We start from the raw sequence: 15,336 nt of genomic DNA on the forward strand, positions 1-15,336 counted from the left end.
CGGAGCGGATCGCGAAGGCCGGAACGGACACCGGGGTACCGACGCATCACACCAGAGGGAACAGCGCATTCGACCGGTCGGCGGAAAGGGTCACCGCGAAACCGGCCTCGTTGGGCGGTGCCGCCATCGGCACCGCCCACGAGCGTGTCCGGCGCCGGCAAGCCCTGCCACCGCCCGGCACCCGCCTCCGCCTGACCTCCCGCGCCCCGGCCCGGCCCCCCGCCCGGCCACCCGGAATCCCCGTCCGACCACCCCGGAATCCCCCGCCGACCGGCCCGGATCCGCCCACCGAGGGCCCGCGCCCGGAGCCGTCGGTGTACGGCGGTACGGTTGCGCTCCGACAGCGCACCCACGTGCCCGGGCCCGGATGGACCGGCCCGGCCGGGGCGGCGACCGCGGCAATCGGAAGGAAGGGCGCGCGATGGCGGCGGAGGAGGAGGGCCTGAGCGGCCCGGACGAGACCAGGCCTGCACCGGAGCCCCGGTCCGAGCCCGGTTCACCGTCGGCGGCGGAGGCACGCCCGGAGCCGCCGGCCGAGCCGGTCCGCGAGCGCCGGTCCGGCCCCCGGTCCGTCCCCGAGCTGCTGCTCGGCCGCCCGCCGATGGCCCGCCCGCTGCCGTCGTTCGACCACGAGGCCGCCCCCGCCGAGCCCGGCCCGCTGTTCGTGGACTGGCTCGCCACCGCGCTGCACGCCGGGGTGCTGGACCCGCAGGCCTTCACCCTCTCCACCGTCGACGCCGACGGCATGCCGGACGCCCGGGTGCTGGTGCTGCGGGACGTCGACGCGGCCGGCACCGGCTGGAACTTCTCCGCGGACGCCGACAGCCCCAAGGGTCGTCAGCTCGCCGACCACCCGGCCGCCGCGCTGACCGTCTACTGGCCGCAGCTGGGCCGCCAGGTCCGGGTGCGCGGCACCGTCGAGCAGGCCGCCGACGTGGTCGCCGCCGCCGAGTTCGCCACCCGCTCGCCCGCCGCCCGGGTCGGCGCGCTGGTCGGGCGGCAGAGCGAGCCACTGGGCTCGTTCGACGAGTACGACGAGGCGGTGGCGGTCGCCCGCCGCCGGCTGGAGACGCACCCGGACGCGGTCGCGTCCGGGCACGCGGTCTACACCCTGTGGGCGCACGAGGTCGAGTTCTGGCAGGGCGACGCCCAGCGCCGGCACATCCGGCTGCGCTACACCCGCACCGGCCCGGTCAGCTCCCCGGAGTGGTCGCGCACCCTGCTCTGGCCGTGAGGCGTGACACCGGTGGGGCCGGGACGACGGTGACGCCGTGACACCGGTGGGGCCGTGACGCCGGTGCAGCTGGTGACGCCGTAGAGCCGCGTAGGCCGTACGGCCCGCGCCGCGCGGCTACCGCCGCCCGGTCAGCGTGGCACCCACGCTGGCCGCGACCACGCAGCCGATTCCGGCCAGCTGCGGCACGCCCAGCAGCTGGCCCAGCACCACCAGCCCGACCAGCGCGCTGACCGCCGGCTCCAGGCTGACCAGCACGCTGAACACCCGCTGCGGCATCCGTCGCAGCGCGGTCATCTCCAGCGCGTACGGGATCACCGGCAGCAGCAGCGACACCCCGGCGACGGCGGCGAGCAGCCCGAGCGGCGAGGCGCCGGGCGTGGTCAGCCCGTCCCAGGCCTGGCCGAGCCCGAACGGCGCCAGCGTCAGCGCGCCGACCGTCATCGACACCGCCAGGCCCTGGAACCCCTGGAAGGCCGCGCCGACCTTGTCGGTGAACAGGATGTACGCGGCGTAGCAGGCCGCCGCCCCGAAGGCGTACAGCAGGCCGACCGGGTCGAGCGACCCGCCGCCGTCCCCCTCGCCGAGCAGGGTCAGCAGCACCACGCCCGCGGCCGCGAGCAGCGCCCAGAGCAGGTGGCTGGCGCGCCGGGCGAAGACCAGCGCGACCGCGAGCGGGCCGAGGAACTCGATGGTCGCGGCGGTGCCCATCGGCAGCCGGTCGATCGCCCCGGCGAACAGGAAGGTCATCCCGGCCGAGGCCATGCCGAGCAGCGCGGCCGCGGCGAGGTCGCGCGGGCGCTTGTCGCGCAGCTTCGGCCGGGTGACGGCGAGCAGGATGACGGCGGCGAAGCCGAGCCGCAGGAAGGTCGTGCCGCTGACCCCGAGCGGGCCGAACAGCGGCTTGGACAGCGCGATGCCGGTCTGCACCAGGAACATCGCGGTCAGACAGAGAAGCGGCGCCGGGATCCGCTCCGGGCGCCGCAGGACCTTGCCGAACCGGCCGGTGGACCGACCGGGCCGGCCGTCGGGTGGCGCCGCGGAGCCGGACGCCCCACCTCGTCGCCAGCTTCCCCGCTCACCGGCAGGCTCGCCCTTGGGGGCGGGCGGCATGGCGAGGGCCTCGGCGACGGCGGCGGCCGACGACGAGGCGGAGGGGGTTTCGCTGGTATGGGAGGTGGGCATGTTCGTGAGTTTGCCGTAAGGAGTGATGAACGGGCAAGCTCGTTACAAAAATCGGGACGGATACGGACGGGTGCGTCCGAAAGGGTGGACCCGCGAGGGGGCTGCGGCGTGGTTGCCGCCGTCGTCCGACGGTCCGTCAGTATCAAGGCGGGATGCGCCATCTCCGCCCCGCCGCCCTCCTCGCAGCCACCCTCGTGCTCCTGCTGGCCACCGACGGGACGGGCGCGAACGCCGCGGCCGCCGCCCCGGCCGCCGCCGCCACCCCCCGCATCCGGGCCGTCACGCTGCCCGACCGGCCCGGCCCGCCCCGGGCCCGCGACATCTGGAGCGGCCCCGCCTTCGACGCCTGCACCGCCCCGCCGCTCGACACCCTGGCGGCCTGGCGCGGCACCTCCCCGTACGGTGCGGTCGGCATCTACACCAGCGGCTCCCAGCGCGGCTGCGCCCAGCCGCTGCTCACCGCCGAGTGGGTGCGCCAGGCGCGGGCGACGGGCTGGCGGTTCCTGCCGGTGCACGTCGGACGGCAGGCGCCGTGTGCGGACCCGAGCCGCAAGCCCGAGCGGATCGACCCGGCGAAGGCCGCCGACCAGGGCCGGGAGGAGGCGGGCGAGGCCGCCCGGGCCCTGCGCTCGCTCGGACTCGTCAAGGGCAGCCCGGTCTACCTGGACATCGAGGCCTACCCGGCGCACGACCCGGCCTGCGGCCAGGCCGTGGTCGACTTCACCCTCGGCTGGACCGCCGGCCTGCACGCCGCCGGCTACCGCTCGGGCTTCTACTCCAGCCTCGACTCCGGCATCGCGGACCTCGCCGCCGCCGCCCGGGCCGGCAGCTCCCCGATGCCCGACGCGCTCTGGTACGCCCGCTGGGACGGCCGGGCCGACACCGACGGCTCCGGCGGCCTCGCCCCCGACCTCTGGAGCTTCCACCAGCGCGTCCACCAGTACCACGGCAACGTCGAGGAGACCTTCGGCGGCGCCACCCTCACCGTCGACCGCAACCAGGTGGACGGCCCGACCGCCCGCTGAGCCCCGCCGGTAGGGTGGCCCCCGATCGAAGCACGGGGGGAACGGCATGGCGAACGGCCAGGGACACGGCGGCACCGGCGGGTACGGCGCGCCGCCGCCGCAGAACCCGTACGGACCGGCGCCCTACGGGCAGAACCCGTACGCGGCGCAGAACCCGTACGCGCAGCCGGTACCGCCGCCGCAGGCGTACCAGCCCCAGCAGCCGTACCCGGCCCAGCAGGCCCACCCGGCCCACCCGGCCCCGCAGCCCCGCCCGGTCCCGCAGCCCCAGCCGCCCCACCCCGCCGCCCGGTTCGGCGCCGCGCCGGCGTCCGCGGGCGGGACCGGCGGCTTCCCCGGTCCGGCGCCGCGCCGCAACCGCCTCGCCGTGCTGCTCCAGTTCCTCCTCCAGTGGATCTACGCCCCGCTCTGGGTGCTCGGCCTGGTGCTCCTCTTCGTCGTCCTGATCCTCGCGGACTACAACGGCGGAGGCCCCAGCTCCGACGGCTGGCTGAAGGTCAACCGCGGCTTCATCCCGCCGCGCCGGCTGCGGGCCGAGCTCACCGGCCGGCCGGAGCACTGGGAGCGCTACGTCGCCCCGGTGCTGGAGCGCCGGATCGCCGCCGCCGAGGCGTCGTACGCGGCCGGCGGCGGCGAGGTGCAGCCCGACCTCGGCCGGGTGGTGGGGGTGCGGCTCGCCCTGCGGCTCTACCGCGGCCTCGGCGCGGCCGGCGTGGTCCGGCTCGCGGAGTCGCGCGGCTGGCACGGGGTGGCGTCCGGGACCGACGCCGGGCACGTCCGGCTCGCCCGCCACTTCCCGGCCCCGGCCACCCTGAACGCCCCCTCCCCGCACGACCCGCCGGCCGCCCCCGGCACCCCGTGGGGCCCGCAGCCGGTCCGCCCCGCACCGCTGCTGCCGTTCGTCTTCCTGCTGCAGATCGTCTACGCCCCGGTGTACGGCCTGCTCACCTGCTGGGTGAAGCGCCCCGAGCCCGACTACTGGGACCGCCACATCCGCCGCATCCTCGAACGCGACTCCAACCGCACCCGCCCCACCACCACCCGCACCCCCGACGGCACCCTGGCCCTGCGCATCCACCTCAAGCGCGCCACCTACCGCGGCGCCGGCGCCCACCAGGCCCTCCGTATCGCCGCCGCCCAGGGCTGGACCCTCGACCCCGCCTACGCCCCCGACCCCACCAACTCCCTCCGCCTCACCCGCCCCGCCGCCCCCACCCAGCCCTGACCGCCCCACCCGGGCGCGGGACGGAGGGCGGGCCCGGGGCGGAGCCGTGATCCGTGCAACGGGGACGGGATGCTGACAGCGGGGGGCGGGGGCGGCACAATCGGGCACGTCGGCGCGCATTACCGCCCGGTAGGTGCCGCAGGCGCAGCCGCCAGTGCCGCCAGGTCAAGGAGGACCCGTGTTCAGCACGATGCAGGACGTACCGCTCACCGTCGCCCGAATCCTGGAGCACGGGTCCACGATCCACGGGCGGTCGACCGTGACCACCTGGGACGGCACGGGGCCGGTGGTCCGGACCTACGCAGAGGTCGGCGCACGCGCCGCGCAGCTGGCCTGCGCGCTGCGCGACGAGCTGGGGGTGACGGCGGACGACCGGGTCGCCACCCTGATGTGGAACAACACCGAACACCTGGAGGCGTACCTCGCCGTCCCCTCGATGGGGTCCGTGCTGCACACGCTGAACCTCCGCCTGCCCTCCCAGCAGCTGTCGTTCATCGTCAACCACGCCGCCGACCGCGTGATCCTCGTCAACGGCTCCGTCCTGCCGCTGCTCGCCGCCGTCCTCCCGGACCTCGCGCCGACCCTCAGGCACATCGTGGTGAGCGGCCCCGGCGACCGCTCGCTGCTGGTCGGCTTCGCGGGCGGTGTGCACGACTACGAGGAGCTGATCGCCGGCCGGCCCACCGAGTACCCGTGGCAGCAGGACATCGACGAGCGGCAGGCGGCCGTGCTCTGCTACACCTCCGGCACCACCGGGGACCCGAAGGGCGTGCTGTACAGCCACCGCTCGGTCTACCTGCACTGCCTCCAGGTCAACACCGGCGACAACTTCGCCTTCACCCCGCGCGACACCGCGATGCCGGTGGTGCCGATGTTCCACGTCCAGGCCTGGGGCATCCCGCACGCGGCCTTCATGTCCGGCGCCAACCTGCTGATGCCGGATCGTTTCCTCCAGCCCAAGCCGATGGCCGAGATGATCGCCGCCGTCCGTCCGACCGTCAGCGCCGCCGTCCCCACCATCTGGGCCGGCCTGCTCGACGAACTCGACGCGGGCGACTACGACACCTCCAGCCTGCGCATGGTGGTCATCGGCGGCAGCGCCTGCCCGCCGTCCCTGATGAAGGCCTACGAGGAGCGCCACGGCATCCGGGTGCTGCACGCCTGGGGCATGACCGAGACCTCCCCGCTCGGCTGCTTCGCCCAGCCGCCGGGCGGTCTCACCCCCGAGCAGGAGTGGCCGTACCGGATCACCCAGGGCGTCTTCCCGGCCTCCGTCGAGGCCCGGCTGATCGGCCCGGGCGGCGAGCGGATGCCGCACGACGGCGTCTCGGCGGGCGAGCTGGAGGTGCGCGGCCCGTGGATCGCCGGGGCGTACTACGGCGGCGCCGGCCAGGACCCGGTCCGCCCGGACGACAAGTTCTCCGAGGACGGCTGGCTGCGCACCGGCGACGTGGGCACCATCACCGCCGACGGCTACCTGACCCTCACCGACCGGGCCAAGGACGTCATCAAGTCCGGTGGCGAGTGGATCTCCTCGGTCGAGCTGGAGAACGCCCTGATGGCGCACCCGGACGTGGCCGAGGCCGCCGTGGTCGCCGTCCCGGACGAGAAGTGGGGCGAGCGCCCGCTGGCCACCGTGGTGCTGCGGCCGGGCGCGACCGTCGGGCTGAAGGAGCTGCGGGCCTTCCTCGGCGAGCGGATCGCCTCCTGGCAGCTGCCGGAGCGCTGGTCGATCGTGCAGTCGGTGCCGAAGACCTCGGTCGGCAAGTTCGACAAGAAGGTGATCCGGGCCAGCTACGCGGCGGAGGAGCTGGACGTCACGGTCCTCGGCAAGGAATGACGGTCGAGGACCGCCGAGGAGTGACCGCCGAGGCGTGATCGAGGAGAAGGGCCGGCCGCCCCCGTTCCGGACAGGGGCGGCCGGCCCTCCGGCGTACCGGGGTCAGCCCGCGGCGGCGACACCCGCCTCGCCCATCGCGCCGATCCGCCCGAGCAGGTCGACGATCCGGGACTGGACGTCCTCGCTGGTCGAGCGCTCGGCGAGGAACAGCACCGTCTCGCCGGTGCGCAGCCGGGGCAGTTCGCGGGGGTCGAGGTCCACCGAGGTGTAGACCACCAGCGGGGTGCGGTGCAGCCGGTCGTTGGCGCGCAGCCAGTCCAGCAGGCCGACCCGGCGGCGGCGGATCTGCAGCAGGTCCATCACCACCAGGTTGGGCTGGACGCTGCTGGCCCGGGCCACCGCGTCGTTCTCGTCCACCGCGTGCTCGACGTGCATGCCGCGCCGCTCCAGGCTGCTGATCATGGCGGCGGCGATGTCCGGGTCCCCCTCGACCAGCAGCACCCGCGGGGCGTGGTGCTCGCCGTCGCGCGGCGCGAGGGCGCGCAGCAGCACGGCCGGGTCGGCCCCGTACGCGGCGTCCCGGGTGGCCTGGCCGAGGCCGGCGGTGACCAGCACCGGGACCCGGCGGTTGAGCGCCGCGGTGCGCAGCGACTGCAGCGCGGTGCGGGTGATCGGACCGGTCAGCGGGTCGACGAAGAGGGCGGCCGGGAAGCCGGCGGCCTGGGCGTCCACCTCCTCGCGCGAGCGGACGATCACCGGCAGGTAGCCGCGCGACTGGAGGGCCTGCTTGGTGGCCGGGTCGGGCTCGGGCCAGACCAGCAGCCGGCGGGTGTTGGCCAGTTCGCCGGTCGGGGCCGACGGCTGCTCGGCGGCGGGCCGCTCCTCGGCGGCCGGGAGCTCGGCGACCGGGCGCGGCGCGATCCGGGCGGCCTCGGCCGGTACGGGCGGCTGCGGCGCGGCGGCGGGCACCGGCGCCGGGCCGAGGGCGCGCGGCGGGGCCAGTTCGCCCAGGCCGGTGCCGACCGGGCGGGGGGCGGACGGCTCCTCGGCGGCGGGCAGCGCGGCCCGGGCGGGCGCCAGGGCGGTGCCGGGCGCGGGCTGGCCCTGGCCGGCCGGAGCCGAGGCGTTCACCAGGGCGTCCGGGCCGGGGCCCGGGGGGACGGCCAGCCGGCGGCGGCGTCCGGTCGGCGCGGCGGCGGCCGGCTCGGGCGGCGCGGGCGCGGGGCCGGCCGGCAGGGCGTGCTCCAGGCCGGGGTAGACCGGGGCGTCGGCCACTCCGGGCAGGGCGAAGCCGCCGGAGGAGTCCTCGGCGGAGGGCAGCGCGCGGCGGCGCCGGGGCTTGGTCTCGCCCGGGGCCTGCTCCTGGTCACCCTCGGCGGTCGGGGTGCCGCCGGTCGGGGTGCCGCCGGGCGGGGTGCCGTCCGGGACGGCGGGTGCGGGGGCCGGGCCGAGCGCGAGCGGCTCGCGCCCGGCGGGGCGGGTCGGCGGCTGCGCCCGGTCGCCGTCGACGGGCACGGCGTAGGCGGGGCCGGAGCGGCCGTCGTCCTTGCCCCACGGGTCGCTCTGGACGCCGTCCGGTCCGGCCAGGCCCTGGCGGCCGTACGCGGGGTCGTTGCCGGTGCCGTTCCACTGCTCGGGGACGGCCCGCTCGACCCGGGCGGGGGCGTTCGGCCACTGGTCGGCCGGAAGGTGGGGAGCACCGGGAGCACCGGGAGCGCCAGGGGCACCAAGAGCGCCGGGGGCGCCGGGAGCACCGGGGGCACCGGGGACGCCGGTGGCTTCGGGGGTGCCGGGGACGCCGGTGGCTTCGGGGGTGCCGGCGGAGCCCGGGGCCTCGGCGGCCGGGCGGCCACGGCGGCCGCGTCGCTCGGCGGGGGGCTCCTCGGCGGGCGCCTGCTCCGCCGCGGCGGCTTCCGGGGCCTCGGGTGCGGGCTGCTCGCCGGCCGTCGCGGGCTCGGCGGTCCCGTCGGTCCCGCCGCTGCTGGGCAGCTGCGGAATGCCCGGGAGCTCGGGCAGGACGGCGCTGTCGGTCTCCTTCGGCCGGTCGGAGCGGCCCCCGGCGGCGGCGCGCTCGGCGGCGGCCTTCGCGGCGGCCGGGTCCAGCGGCAGCTCGACGACGTACGTGGTGCCGGCCTTGCCGGGCAGCTCGTGCGGCTGGAGCACGCCGCCGTGGCGCTCGACCACCGTGCGGGCTATCGGCAGGTGGACGGGGCTGCCGCCGACGCCGGGGCCGCGGATCTCGACCCGGGCGACCTCGCCGCGCTGGGCGGCGGCCAGCACGACGGTCGGCGGCTCGGGGGCGGGCGGCAGCACGGGCGCGGCGGCGCCGCTCAGCCCGGGCACGGCCAGGCCGGGGGAGGGGGCGGCGGGGGGGTCCAGCACCACTCCGACGCCGCTGACGTCGGCGACCAGGTGGGCCAGCGCCTGGGCCAGCCGCCGCTCGTCGGCGATCACCTCGACCGCGGCGGCGTGCACCGAGAACCGCACCCGGCCGGGGCCGACCAGCTCGCCGGCCTCCTCGACGGCCCGGCGGACCACCGCGTCCAGGCCCACCGGCACCCGCGGCGCGGCCTTCCGCACGCCCTTGCCGTCCTTGTCGTCCTTGGCGTCCTTTCCGGACTTGGACTCCTTGCCGTCCTTGGCCTCCGCGCCGCTCTCGCCGGCCTCGCAGCGCTGGTGGTCCAGCACGCCGTCGATCAGCTTCCCGAACCGGCGGCACTCGGCGGCCAGCCGGCGCAGCGTCCAGTTGGCCTCCGGCCAGAGCTGGCCGGCCGGGTCGGCGGCGAGCGCGTCGAGCCGCTGGTTCAGCGCGTTCAGCGCGCCGCCCAGCTCGCTCTCCAGGACGGCGGTGAGGTGCTCGTTGCGGGCGATCAGGGCGAGTTCGCGGCTGCGGTCGGTGAAGGTCATCACCGCGCCGACCAGCTGGTCGCCGTCCCGGACCGGGGCGGTGGTGAGGTCGACGGTGACCGGCCGGCCGTCCTTGCGCCACAGCACGGTGCCGCGCACCCGGTGCTTGCGCCCGGAGGTCAGGGTGTCCAGCAGCGCCGACTCCTCCAGCGCCAGCGGGGTGCCGTCGGCCCGGGAGTGCTGGATCAGCGGGTGGAGTTCGCGCCCGCCGAGCTCGCTCGCCCGGTACTCCAGGATGTGCGCGGCGGCCGGGTTGACCAGCACGCAGCGGCCTTCGAGGTCCACGCCGAGCACGCCCTCGGCGGCGGCGCGCAGGATCATCTCGGTCTGCTTGTGCTGGCGGCGCAGTTCGGCCTCGACGCCGAGCCGGCCGGAGAGGTCGCGGACCAGCAGCAGGAGCAGGTCGGAGGAGGAGGGCGAGTTCTCGCGGTACGAGTCGTACGGGGAGCGCGCGTAGCCGCGGCCGTCGCCGTCGTCGGCGAAGTCGTTGCCGGAGACCTCGACCGGGAACGTGGTGCCGTCGGTGCGGTGGGCGGTCATCCGGACCGGGCGGTCGAGGGCCTCGCCGTCGCGGGTGGCCGGGCGCATCGAGCCGGGGATGCGACTGGGGTCGAACTCGGGCAGCAGACCCAGCACGCCCATGCCGACCAGTGAGGTGCCCGGCGCCTGCAACGCCTGGACCGCCGCGCTGTTGGCGTCCACGACGGTGCCGTTGCTGTTCACCAGCAGCAACGCGTCGGGCAGGGCGTCGAGTATGGCGGCGAGGCGAGCAGCGCCTCGGATCGGCCTGCTGCTCACGTCGACAGGTCTCCTCGGCTCGGGGCAGCTCCTCCGGAGACGGCAGTATCTCATTCTTCTTTGCGGCGGGGACGACCCGCCTAGTAACGTTGGCGGTGGTTGGTGCCGAGCCCCACGGTTGTGGCATCATCACTGACACACGGAACGGGTCCGCTCGCGCGGGCATGGTCCATGTGGGGAGGCTTCGCCTAGTCCGGTCTATGGCGCCGCACTGCTAATGCGGTTTCGGGGTTATTCCTGATCGAGGGTTCAAATCCCTCAGCCTCCGCCAGTCGGGAGCCCCCGTCGACGATCTCGTCGGCGGGGGCTCTTCGCGTTCCCGGGCAGGATCCGGGGCGGCCCGGCGGATGGTCGCGGGCGGGCCGGCGGGTGGGCCCGGGGTGCGGGCCGGGGGTACCGGGGAGGGCTCCGGAGGGGGCCGGAGGGGGCCGGGCGGGGCCCGGATCAACCGATTTCGTCCTACGCCGCAGGTCATGTAATGTTGTCCCCGCAACGCCCCGGAGACAACGTTCACCAGGGCGAGCGCTCATAGCTCAACGGATAGAGCACTTGACTACGGATCAAGAGGTTGCAGGTTCGAATCCTGCTGAGCGCACCAAACTCCGCAAGATCGGGTTCGCCCGTTCCTTGCGCTCATAGCTCAACGGATAGAGCACTTGACTACGGATCAAGAGGTTGCAGGTTCGAATCCTGCTGAGCGCACCATAGAGAAGCCCCCGGCCACCGGCCGGGGGCTTCTCCCTTTTCCCGGGATGCCCGGCCGGCGATTCGAACAGCGCCCTGCGGTGGATGGGCCCGTCCCGGGAGCACGGGTCGTCCGGATGGGTCCGGAGCACCCGATCCCGCGTCCGTTCGGGTGGTGCCGATTGCCGCCTAATGGATGAAATGCAGCTGTTTCGGGTACATCCCGTCCTGCCGCCCGAAAGCCCGCCGAACGGGTGGGACACGGCCATAACCACAGGTGTCGCAGTATGACCGGCTCAGGATCGTGATTCCTTTTTGTCGGATCTTGTGCAGACTGCCCACCACCCGGCAGCCGACCGCGAAGGAGAGCCGGATGAGCCGACAGTTTTCCCGTACGGCTGCCGCCCTGGCCGTCCTCGCGACCGGGCTGCTGACCACGTGGAACACCCCCCTCGCGGCGGGGCTCCCCGCTGCCGGCCCCGCCGGCGGCACGTGGCCGGGAGCCCCCGCGCGGTCCTCCGGTCCCGCGTCCGACCGCCCCCGGCCGGAGATCACCGGGCCGGTCGACGGTGCCGTCCTCGCCGACGCCCGGCCGCGGATCCGCGGCCGGGGCACGGCGTCCGGCGCCACGGTGGAAGTCCGGGAGGGCGGCACCGCGCTCTGCACGGCCGCAGCGGGGCGCGGCGGCGACTGGTCCTGCCGCCCCGACAAGGAGCTGGCCGCCGGTCCGCACGTCCTCACGCCGGTGGAGACCACCGGCGGAGGCGTGGTGCTGCGCGGCGAACCGGTCAAGGTCAGCGTGAAGACCGTGCCGCCGAGCGCCCCCACGCTCACCGTCCCCGCCCACACCAACGACCCGGGGCTGCGGCTCACCGGCACCGGCGAGCCGGGCAGCACCGTCATGGTGGTCGACCAGGGCTCGGCCGACGACCTGTGCATCACGGGGGTGCCGGCGGACGGCCGGTGGTCCTGCCTGCCGGTCGAGAACCTGACGGACGGGAAGCACCTGCTCACCCCGGTCGCGGTCGACGCGGCGGGGAACCGGACGGCCGGACCGTCGGTCGCGCTGGTCGTCGACACCGCCCTGCCGGCCGGGCCGGTGCTCACCTCGCCGGCCTCCGGGGAGACGGTGCGGGTCAGTCGGCCGAAGCTGGCCGGCCGGGCGGATCCGGGCGTGGACGTGCTGGTCACGGCGCGGGCGGTGGCGGGCTCGGAGCAGCAACGGCGGACGGTGCTGTGCGGGGCGACGGTGGCGTTCGACGGGAGTTGGACCTGCACGGCCAACCGGGACCTGGCGGACGGGGAGCAGTGGCTGACCGTCACGGCGACCGACCGGGCGGGGAACGGGGTCTCGGGGGAGGCGGTGCTGGTGCGGGTCGCCGCGGCGAAGGCGGCGCCCGCCCCGGTGGCGCCGAGTACGACGGCCTCGTCGGCACCGAGCCCGGCGGCCGCGAGCCCGACGCGGTCGGCCTCGGCCCGGCCCAGCCCGTCGGTGGCGCCTTCGGAGTCCGCGAAGGCCGGCCCGAGCGCCGCGGCCTCCCCGGCGGCCGTCGCGACCACCGTGCCCGCCGCGTCCGCCGCCTCCACCCGGCCCGTCGGCCCCTCCCCTTCGACCGCCGCGGTCGTCTCCGCGACCCCGGCCACCGCTGCCGGCGCCTCGCCGACGGCCGTCGCCGCGGTGGAGCCCGTGCCCGAGCCGGCCGGAGCCGTCGGCCTCGTCGGACTCGCCGGGTCGGCCGGGGGCGCGGGCCGGCCGTTGGCGGCGCCGCCGGCGCAGGCCGCGCAGGGTGCGTCCGGACGGCCCGGGGAGGCCGGCTGGCGCGGTGGACTCGCCGGAGTCCTGCTGGTGCTCACCGGTCTCGGCCTGATCACCCGTCGGGTGGTCGCCCGCAGGCCCGGTGCTCCTCGGCGCTGAACCGCGCCGAACTGTCCCGACCATCCGTTCATGTGCCTGCGCGTCAGGTCGGCTTTGGATGATTCGTCAGTAAATGTCGACACACCTCGGTCAAATGTCGCATTTGATGACCTATGAACTTAGCCTGACCCTGGCACTGCCCGTCAGATCCGGGCCGCCCGTTGCGCGACACACCGACCCAGAGGACCCGTGCATGGACGTCACCCGCGATTCTTCGCAGCGACCCGACAACCCGCCCAAGGCGCTCCCGCCGGCCCTGCCGGAACGCTCCGGTTCCAGCCCCCTGGCCAGAGCCACGGCCGTCAGGACCGTCAAGCCCGGCGGCCCGGCCGACAGCGGACCGGCGACCACCCCGCTGGCCGTCGTCCCGAACCCCTCGCCGGGTGCCCCGGCCGACCTGCCCGATCCGCTGGAGACCGTCGCCCCGGAGACCGTCGAACTCCTGGACGCGACGACGGTCGGGGCCCCGGCCGCGACCACCTCCCGGCGCCCGCCGCGCGCCGACCAGGCGCTGCGCGAGCAGCGCGCCAACGCGGTGCCCGGCTGGATCGCCCTGCTGGCGGTGCTGATCGGCGTGGCCGGCGTGCTGTTCGTCCTGCTGCGCACCGGCGTCATCCCGTACTGGGACGCGCTGCCCGACCTGCGCGGCGCCGCCGCGAGGAGGAGCGGTCTGGTCGAGGTGGACGCGCAGTGGATCGCGTCGGCGGCCGCGGCCGGCCTGCTGGCGGTGTTCGCGCTCGCCGGGCTGCTGGCCAACGCGGGCGGCGAGACCCGGGTGCTGACCCGCTGGGGCCGCTACCGGGGCACCGTCCGCCGGACCGGCCTGGTCTGGGTCAACCCGCTGCTGCGCCGCCGCCGGGTGGACGTGCGGCTGCGGCACTGGCGCAGCGAGCCGGTCAAGGTGGTGGACCGCACCGGCACGCCGATCGTGGTCCGGCTGCTGATCGTCTGGCGGGTCAAGGACACCGCGCGGGCGCTGCTGGCGATCGCGGACCACGAGAGCTACCTGCGCGAGCAGGTCCAGGCCGTGCTCACCCGCACCGCGTCCATCCTGCCCTGCGACAGCAACGCGGCGCCCGGCCCCGCGCTGCGCGACGGGCAGTGGTTCGCCGACGAGTTGACCAGGGCGCTGGCAGCCGAGGTCGTCCCGGCCGGCCTGGAGGTCTACTCGGTGCAGCCGCTGGCCCTGGACTACGCGCCCGAGGTGGCCGAGTCGATGCGCCGGCGCCGGCTGGCCGACCTGGACGCGGGCCTGCGCACGGTGCTGGTGGACGACGCGGTGGAGGCGGCGGCGCTCGCCGTCCGCCGTCTGGAGCGGGCGACCGCGCACGAACTGGACGAGGCCGCCCGCAGCGCGCTGATGGAACAGCTGCTGGTCGCCTTCGTCGCCCCGGCCGGAGTGACCGCCTCGGTACCGCCCCCGGCCGTCCGTGCCGGACGGAAGGAAGGACGATCCGCATGAGGACAGCCACCGGCGCGTACGCCGAACCCGCCGTCACCGGCGGCGCGCTCGGGACCGGGGACGACGATCCCGGTCTGATCGGCTTCGAGGAGAGCCTCGGCAGTGCCCCCGCGATCGCGGGCTGCGGCTGCCCCGACTGCGTCGTCCGGCCGCGCACCGCCCGCTCGGCGCCGGCGGCCGGCGGCGGCCGAATACACCGGGCCGTGCGGAGCACCTGTCTGGCCACCACCGTGCTGGCGGGCGCCGGCGTCGTCGGCCTGACGGCCGGTGCCGGATCCGCGCACGCCGCGGCCGGGAAGCAGGGCTGGGACGGGTCGAAGTACTGGTTCAAGAACGGCTCCGGCGAGTGGCGGTGGACCAGCCACCACGACGTCTACGCGAGCCGCACCGGGCAGTCCGGCGGCTCGGCCGGCCCCACCGCCCGGACCGTCTCCAACGGCTCGGCCTCCTCCGCCGGGATGCGCCAGGGCTGGGACGGGTCGAAGTACTGGTTCAAGAACGGCAGCGGCGAGTGGCGGTGGACCAGCCACTACGACGTCTACGCGAGCCGCACCGGGCGGAGCGGCGGCGGTCCGGCCCAGGCCCCCGCGCCGCCCCCGCCCCCCGCGAGCCGTCCGTCGTCGAACTCCGCCCCGGCCCCCGGGAGCACGGAGTCGGCCGTCGACTACGCGCTCGCCCAGCTCGGCAAGCCGTACGTCTGGGGCGGCAACGGCCCGTCCGGCTACGACTGTTCGGGGCTGGTCCAGCAGGCCTACCGGCGCGCGGGGATCAGCCTGCCGCGGGTGGCCGACGACCAGTACGCGGCGACCACGCCGATCAGCGCCGGGCAGCTGCGCCGCGGCGACCTGGTGTTCTGGTCCGACAGCGGCCGGGCGTCGGGAATCCACCACGTGGGGATCTACCTGGGCGGCGGCAAGTTCGTGGAGGCGCCGCGGCCGGGCACGACCGTCCGGGTCTCGACGCTCAGCGCGGGCTACTACCCGACCCACTTCGGGCGGCCGTAGCCGCGGGAACGTGACGGGCCCCCGGCGGCGCGATGCCGCCGGGGGCCCGTGCCGCGG

9 protein-coding genes and 3 tRNA genes are annotated in these 15,336 nt (G+C 76.0%); 10 read left to right on the top strand and 2 right to left on the bottom strand.

Annotated elements, in window-relative coordinates; translation table 11 throughout:
- Nucleotides 1-421 precede the first annotated feature (421 nt).
- Nucleotides 422-1,234, top strand: a complete 813-nt coding sequence (locus tag ACFY0X_RS11515) for a pyridoxal 5'-phosphate synthase (RefSeq protein WP_387752238.1) — start codon at nt 422-424, stop codon at nt 1,232-1,234.
- A gap of 117 nt (nt 1,235-1,351) precedes the next feature.
- Here the strand turns inward: ACFY0X_RS11515 and ACFY0X_RS11520 are convergent, their stop codons facing one another.
- Nucleotides 1,352-2,419: a DMT family transporter gene (locus ACFY0X_RS11520; RefSeq protein WP_387752241.1), complete on the bottom strand. Its 1,068-nt coding sequence runs from the start codon at nt 2,417-2,419 to the stop codon at nt 1,352-1,354.
- Nucleotides 2,420-2,571: 152 nt separating this feature from the next.
- Here ACFY0X_RS11520 and ACFY0X_RS11525 point away from each other — a divergent pair, with 152 nt between their 5' ends.
- The 3 genes from ACFY0X_RS11525 (at nt 2,572) to ACFY0X_RS11535 (ending at nt 6,509) form a co-directional block, all read left to right on the top strand.
- Nucleotides 2,572-3,444, top strand: a complete 873-nt coding sequence (locus ACFY0X_RS11525) for a glycoside hydrolase domain-containing protein (protein ID WP_387752244.1) — start codon at nt 2,572-2,574, stop codon at nt 3,442-3,444.
- A 46-nt stretch (nt 3,445-3,490) separates the two neighbouring features.
- Nucleotides 3,491-4,669 (top strand): hypothetical protein, encoded by a 1,179-nt coding sequence (locus ACFY0X_RS11530; protein WP_387752247.1) that lies wholly within the window; start codon nt 3,491-3,493, stop codon nt 4,667-4,669.
- A gap of 178 nt (nt 4,670-4,847) precedes the next feature.
- Nucleotides 4,848-6,509 carry a long-chain fatty acid--CoA ligase gene (locus ACFY0X_RS11535; RefSeq protein WP_387752249.1) on the top strand — a complete coding sequence of 554 codons (1,662 nt, stop codon included), beginning with the start codon at nt 4,848-4,850 and terminating at the stop codon, nt 6,507-6,509.
- Nucleotides 6,510-6,611: 102 nt separating this feature from the next.
- Here the strand turns inward: ACFY0X_RS11535 and ACFY0X_RS11540 are convergent, their stop codons facing one another.
- Complete coding sequence (locus ACFY0X_RS11540) at nt 6,612-10,214, bottom strand: PAS domain-containing protein (protein ID WP_387752252.1); 3,603 nt, start codon at nt 10,212-10,214, stop codon at nt 6,612-6,614.
- A gap of 177 nt (nt 10,215-10,391) precedes the next feature.
- Between ACFY0X_RS11540 and ACFY0X_RS11545 the strand changes: the two genes are divergently transcribed.
- From ACFY0X_RS11545 to ACFY0X_RS11570, 6 genes are all read left to right on the top strand, one after another.
- Nucleotides 10,392-10,485: transfer RNA gene (locus ACFY0X_RS11545), tRNA-Ser, on the top strand.
- A gap of 251 nt (nt 10,486-10,736) precedes the next feature.
- Nucleotides 10,737-10,812, top strand: a tRNA-Arg gene (locus ACFY0X_RS11550).
- Nucleotides 10,813-10,843: 31 nt separating this feature from the next.
- Nucleotides 10,844-10,919, top strand: a tRNA-Arg gene (locus tag ACFY0X_RS11555).
- Nucleotides 10,920-11,271: 352 nt separating this feature from the next.
- A complete protein-coding gene (locus ACFY0X_RS11560) occupies nt 11,272-12,813 on the top strand; it encodes an Ig-like domain-containing protein (protein ID WP_387752254.1) in 1,542 nt (513 codons plus the stop codon).
- A 193-nt stretch (nt 12,814-13,006) separates the two neighbouring features.
- Nucleotides 13,007-14,275: an SPFH domain-containing protein gene (locus ACFY0X_RS11565; RefSeq protein WP_387752257.1), complete on the top strand. Its 1,269-nt coding sequence runs from the start codon at nt 13,007-13,009 to the stop codon at nt 14,273-14,275.
- Nucleotides 14,272-15,279, top strand: a complete 1,008-nt coding sequence (locus tag ACFY0X_RS11570) for a C40 family peptidase (protein WP_387752259.1) — start codon at nt 14,272-14,274, stop codon at nt 15,277-15,279. Before ACFY0X_RS11565 ends, ACFY0X_RS11570 begins: the two co-directional genes overlap by 4 nt.
- The last annotated feature ends 57 nt before the right edge of the window (nt 15,280-15,336 follow it).

Origin of the sequence: Kitasatospora sp. NPDC001547 (genome assembly GCF_042894165.1) — a bacterium.
GTDB lineage: Bacteria > Actinomycetota > Actinomycetes > Streptomycetales > Streptomycetaceae > Kitasatospora.

Coding starts and splice junctions, on each gene's coding strand:
- ACFY0X_RS11515 (WP_387752238.1), top strand. CDS start 422: ATGGCGGCGGAGGAGGAGGGCCTGAGCGGCCCGGACGAGACCAGGCCT.
- ACFY0X_RS11520 (WP_387752241.1), bottom strand. CDS start 2,419: ATGCCCACCTCCCATACCAGCGAAACCCCCTCCGCCTCGTCGTCGGCC.
- ACFY0X_RS11525 (WP_387752244.1), top strand. CDS start 2,572: ATGCGCCATCTCCGCCCCGCCGCCCTCCTCGCAGCCACCCTCGTGCTC.
- ACFY0X_RS11530 (WP_387752247.1), top strand. CDS start 3,491: ATGGCGAACGGCCAGGGACACGGCGGCACCGGCGGGTACGGCGCGCCG.
- ACFY0X_RS11560 (WP_387752254.1), top strand. CDS start 11,272: ATGAGCCGACAGTTTTCCCGTACGGCTGCCGCCCTGGCCGTCCTCGCG.
- ACFY0X_RS11565 (WP_387752257.1), top strand. CDS start 13,007: ATGGACGTCACCCGCGATTCTTCGCAGCGACCCGACAACCCGCCCAAG.
- ACFY0X_RS11570 (WP_387752259.1), top strand. CDS start 14,272: ATGAGGACAGCCACCGGCGCGTACGCCGAACCCGCCGTCACCGGCGGC.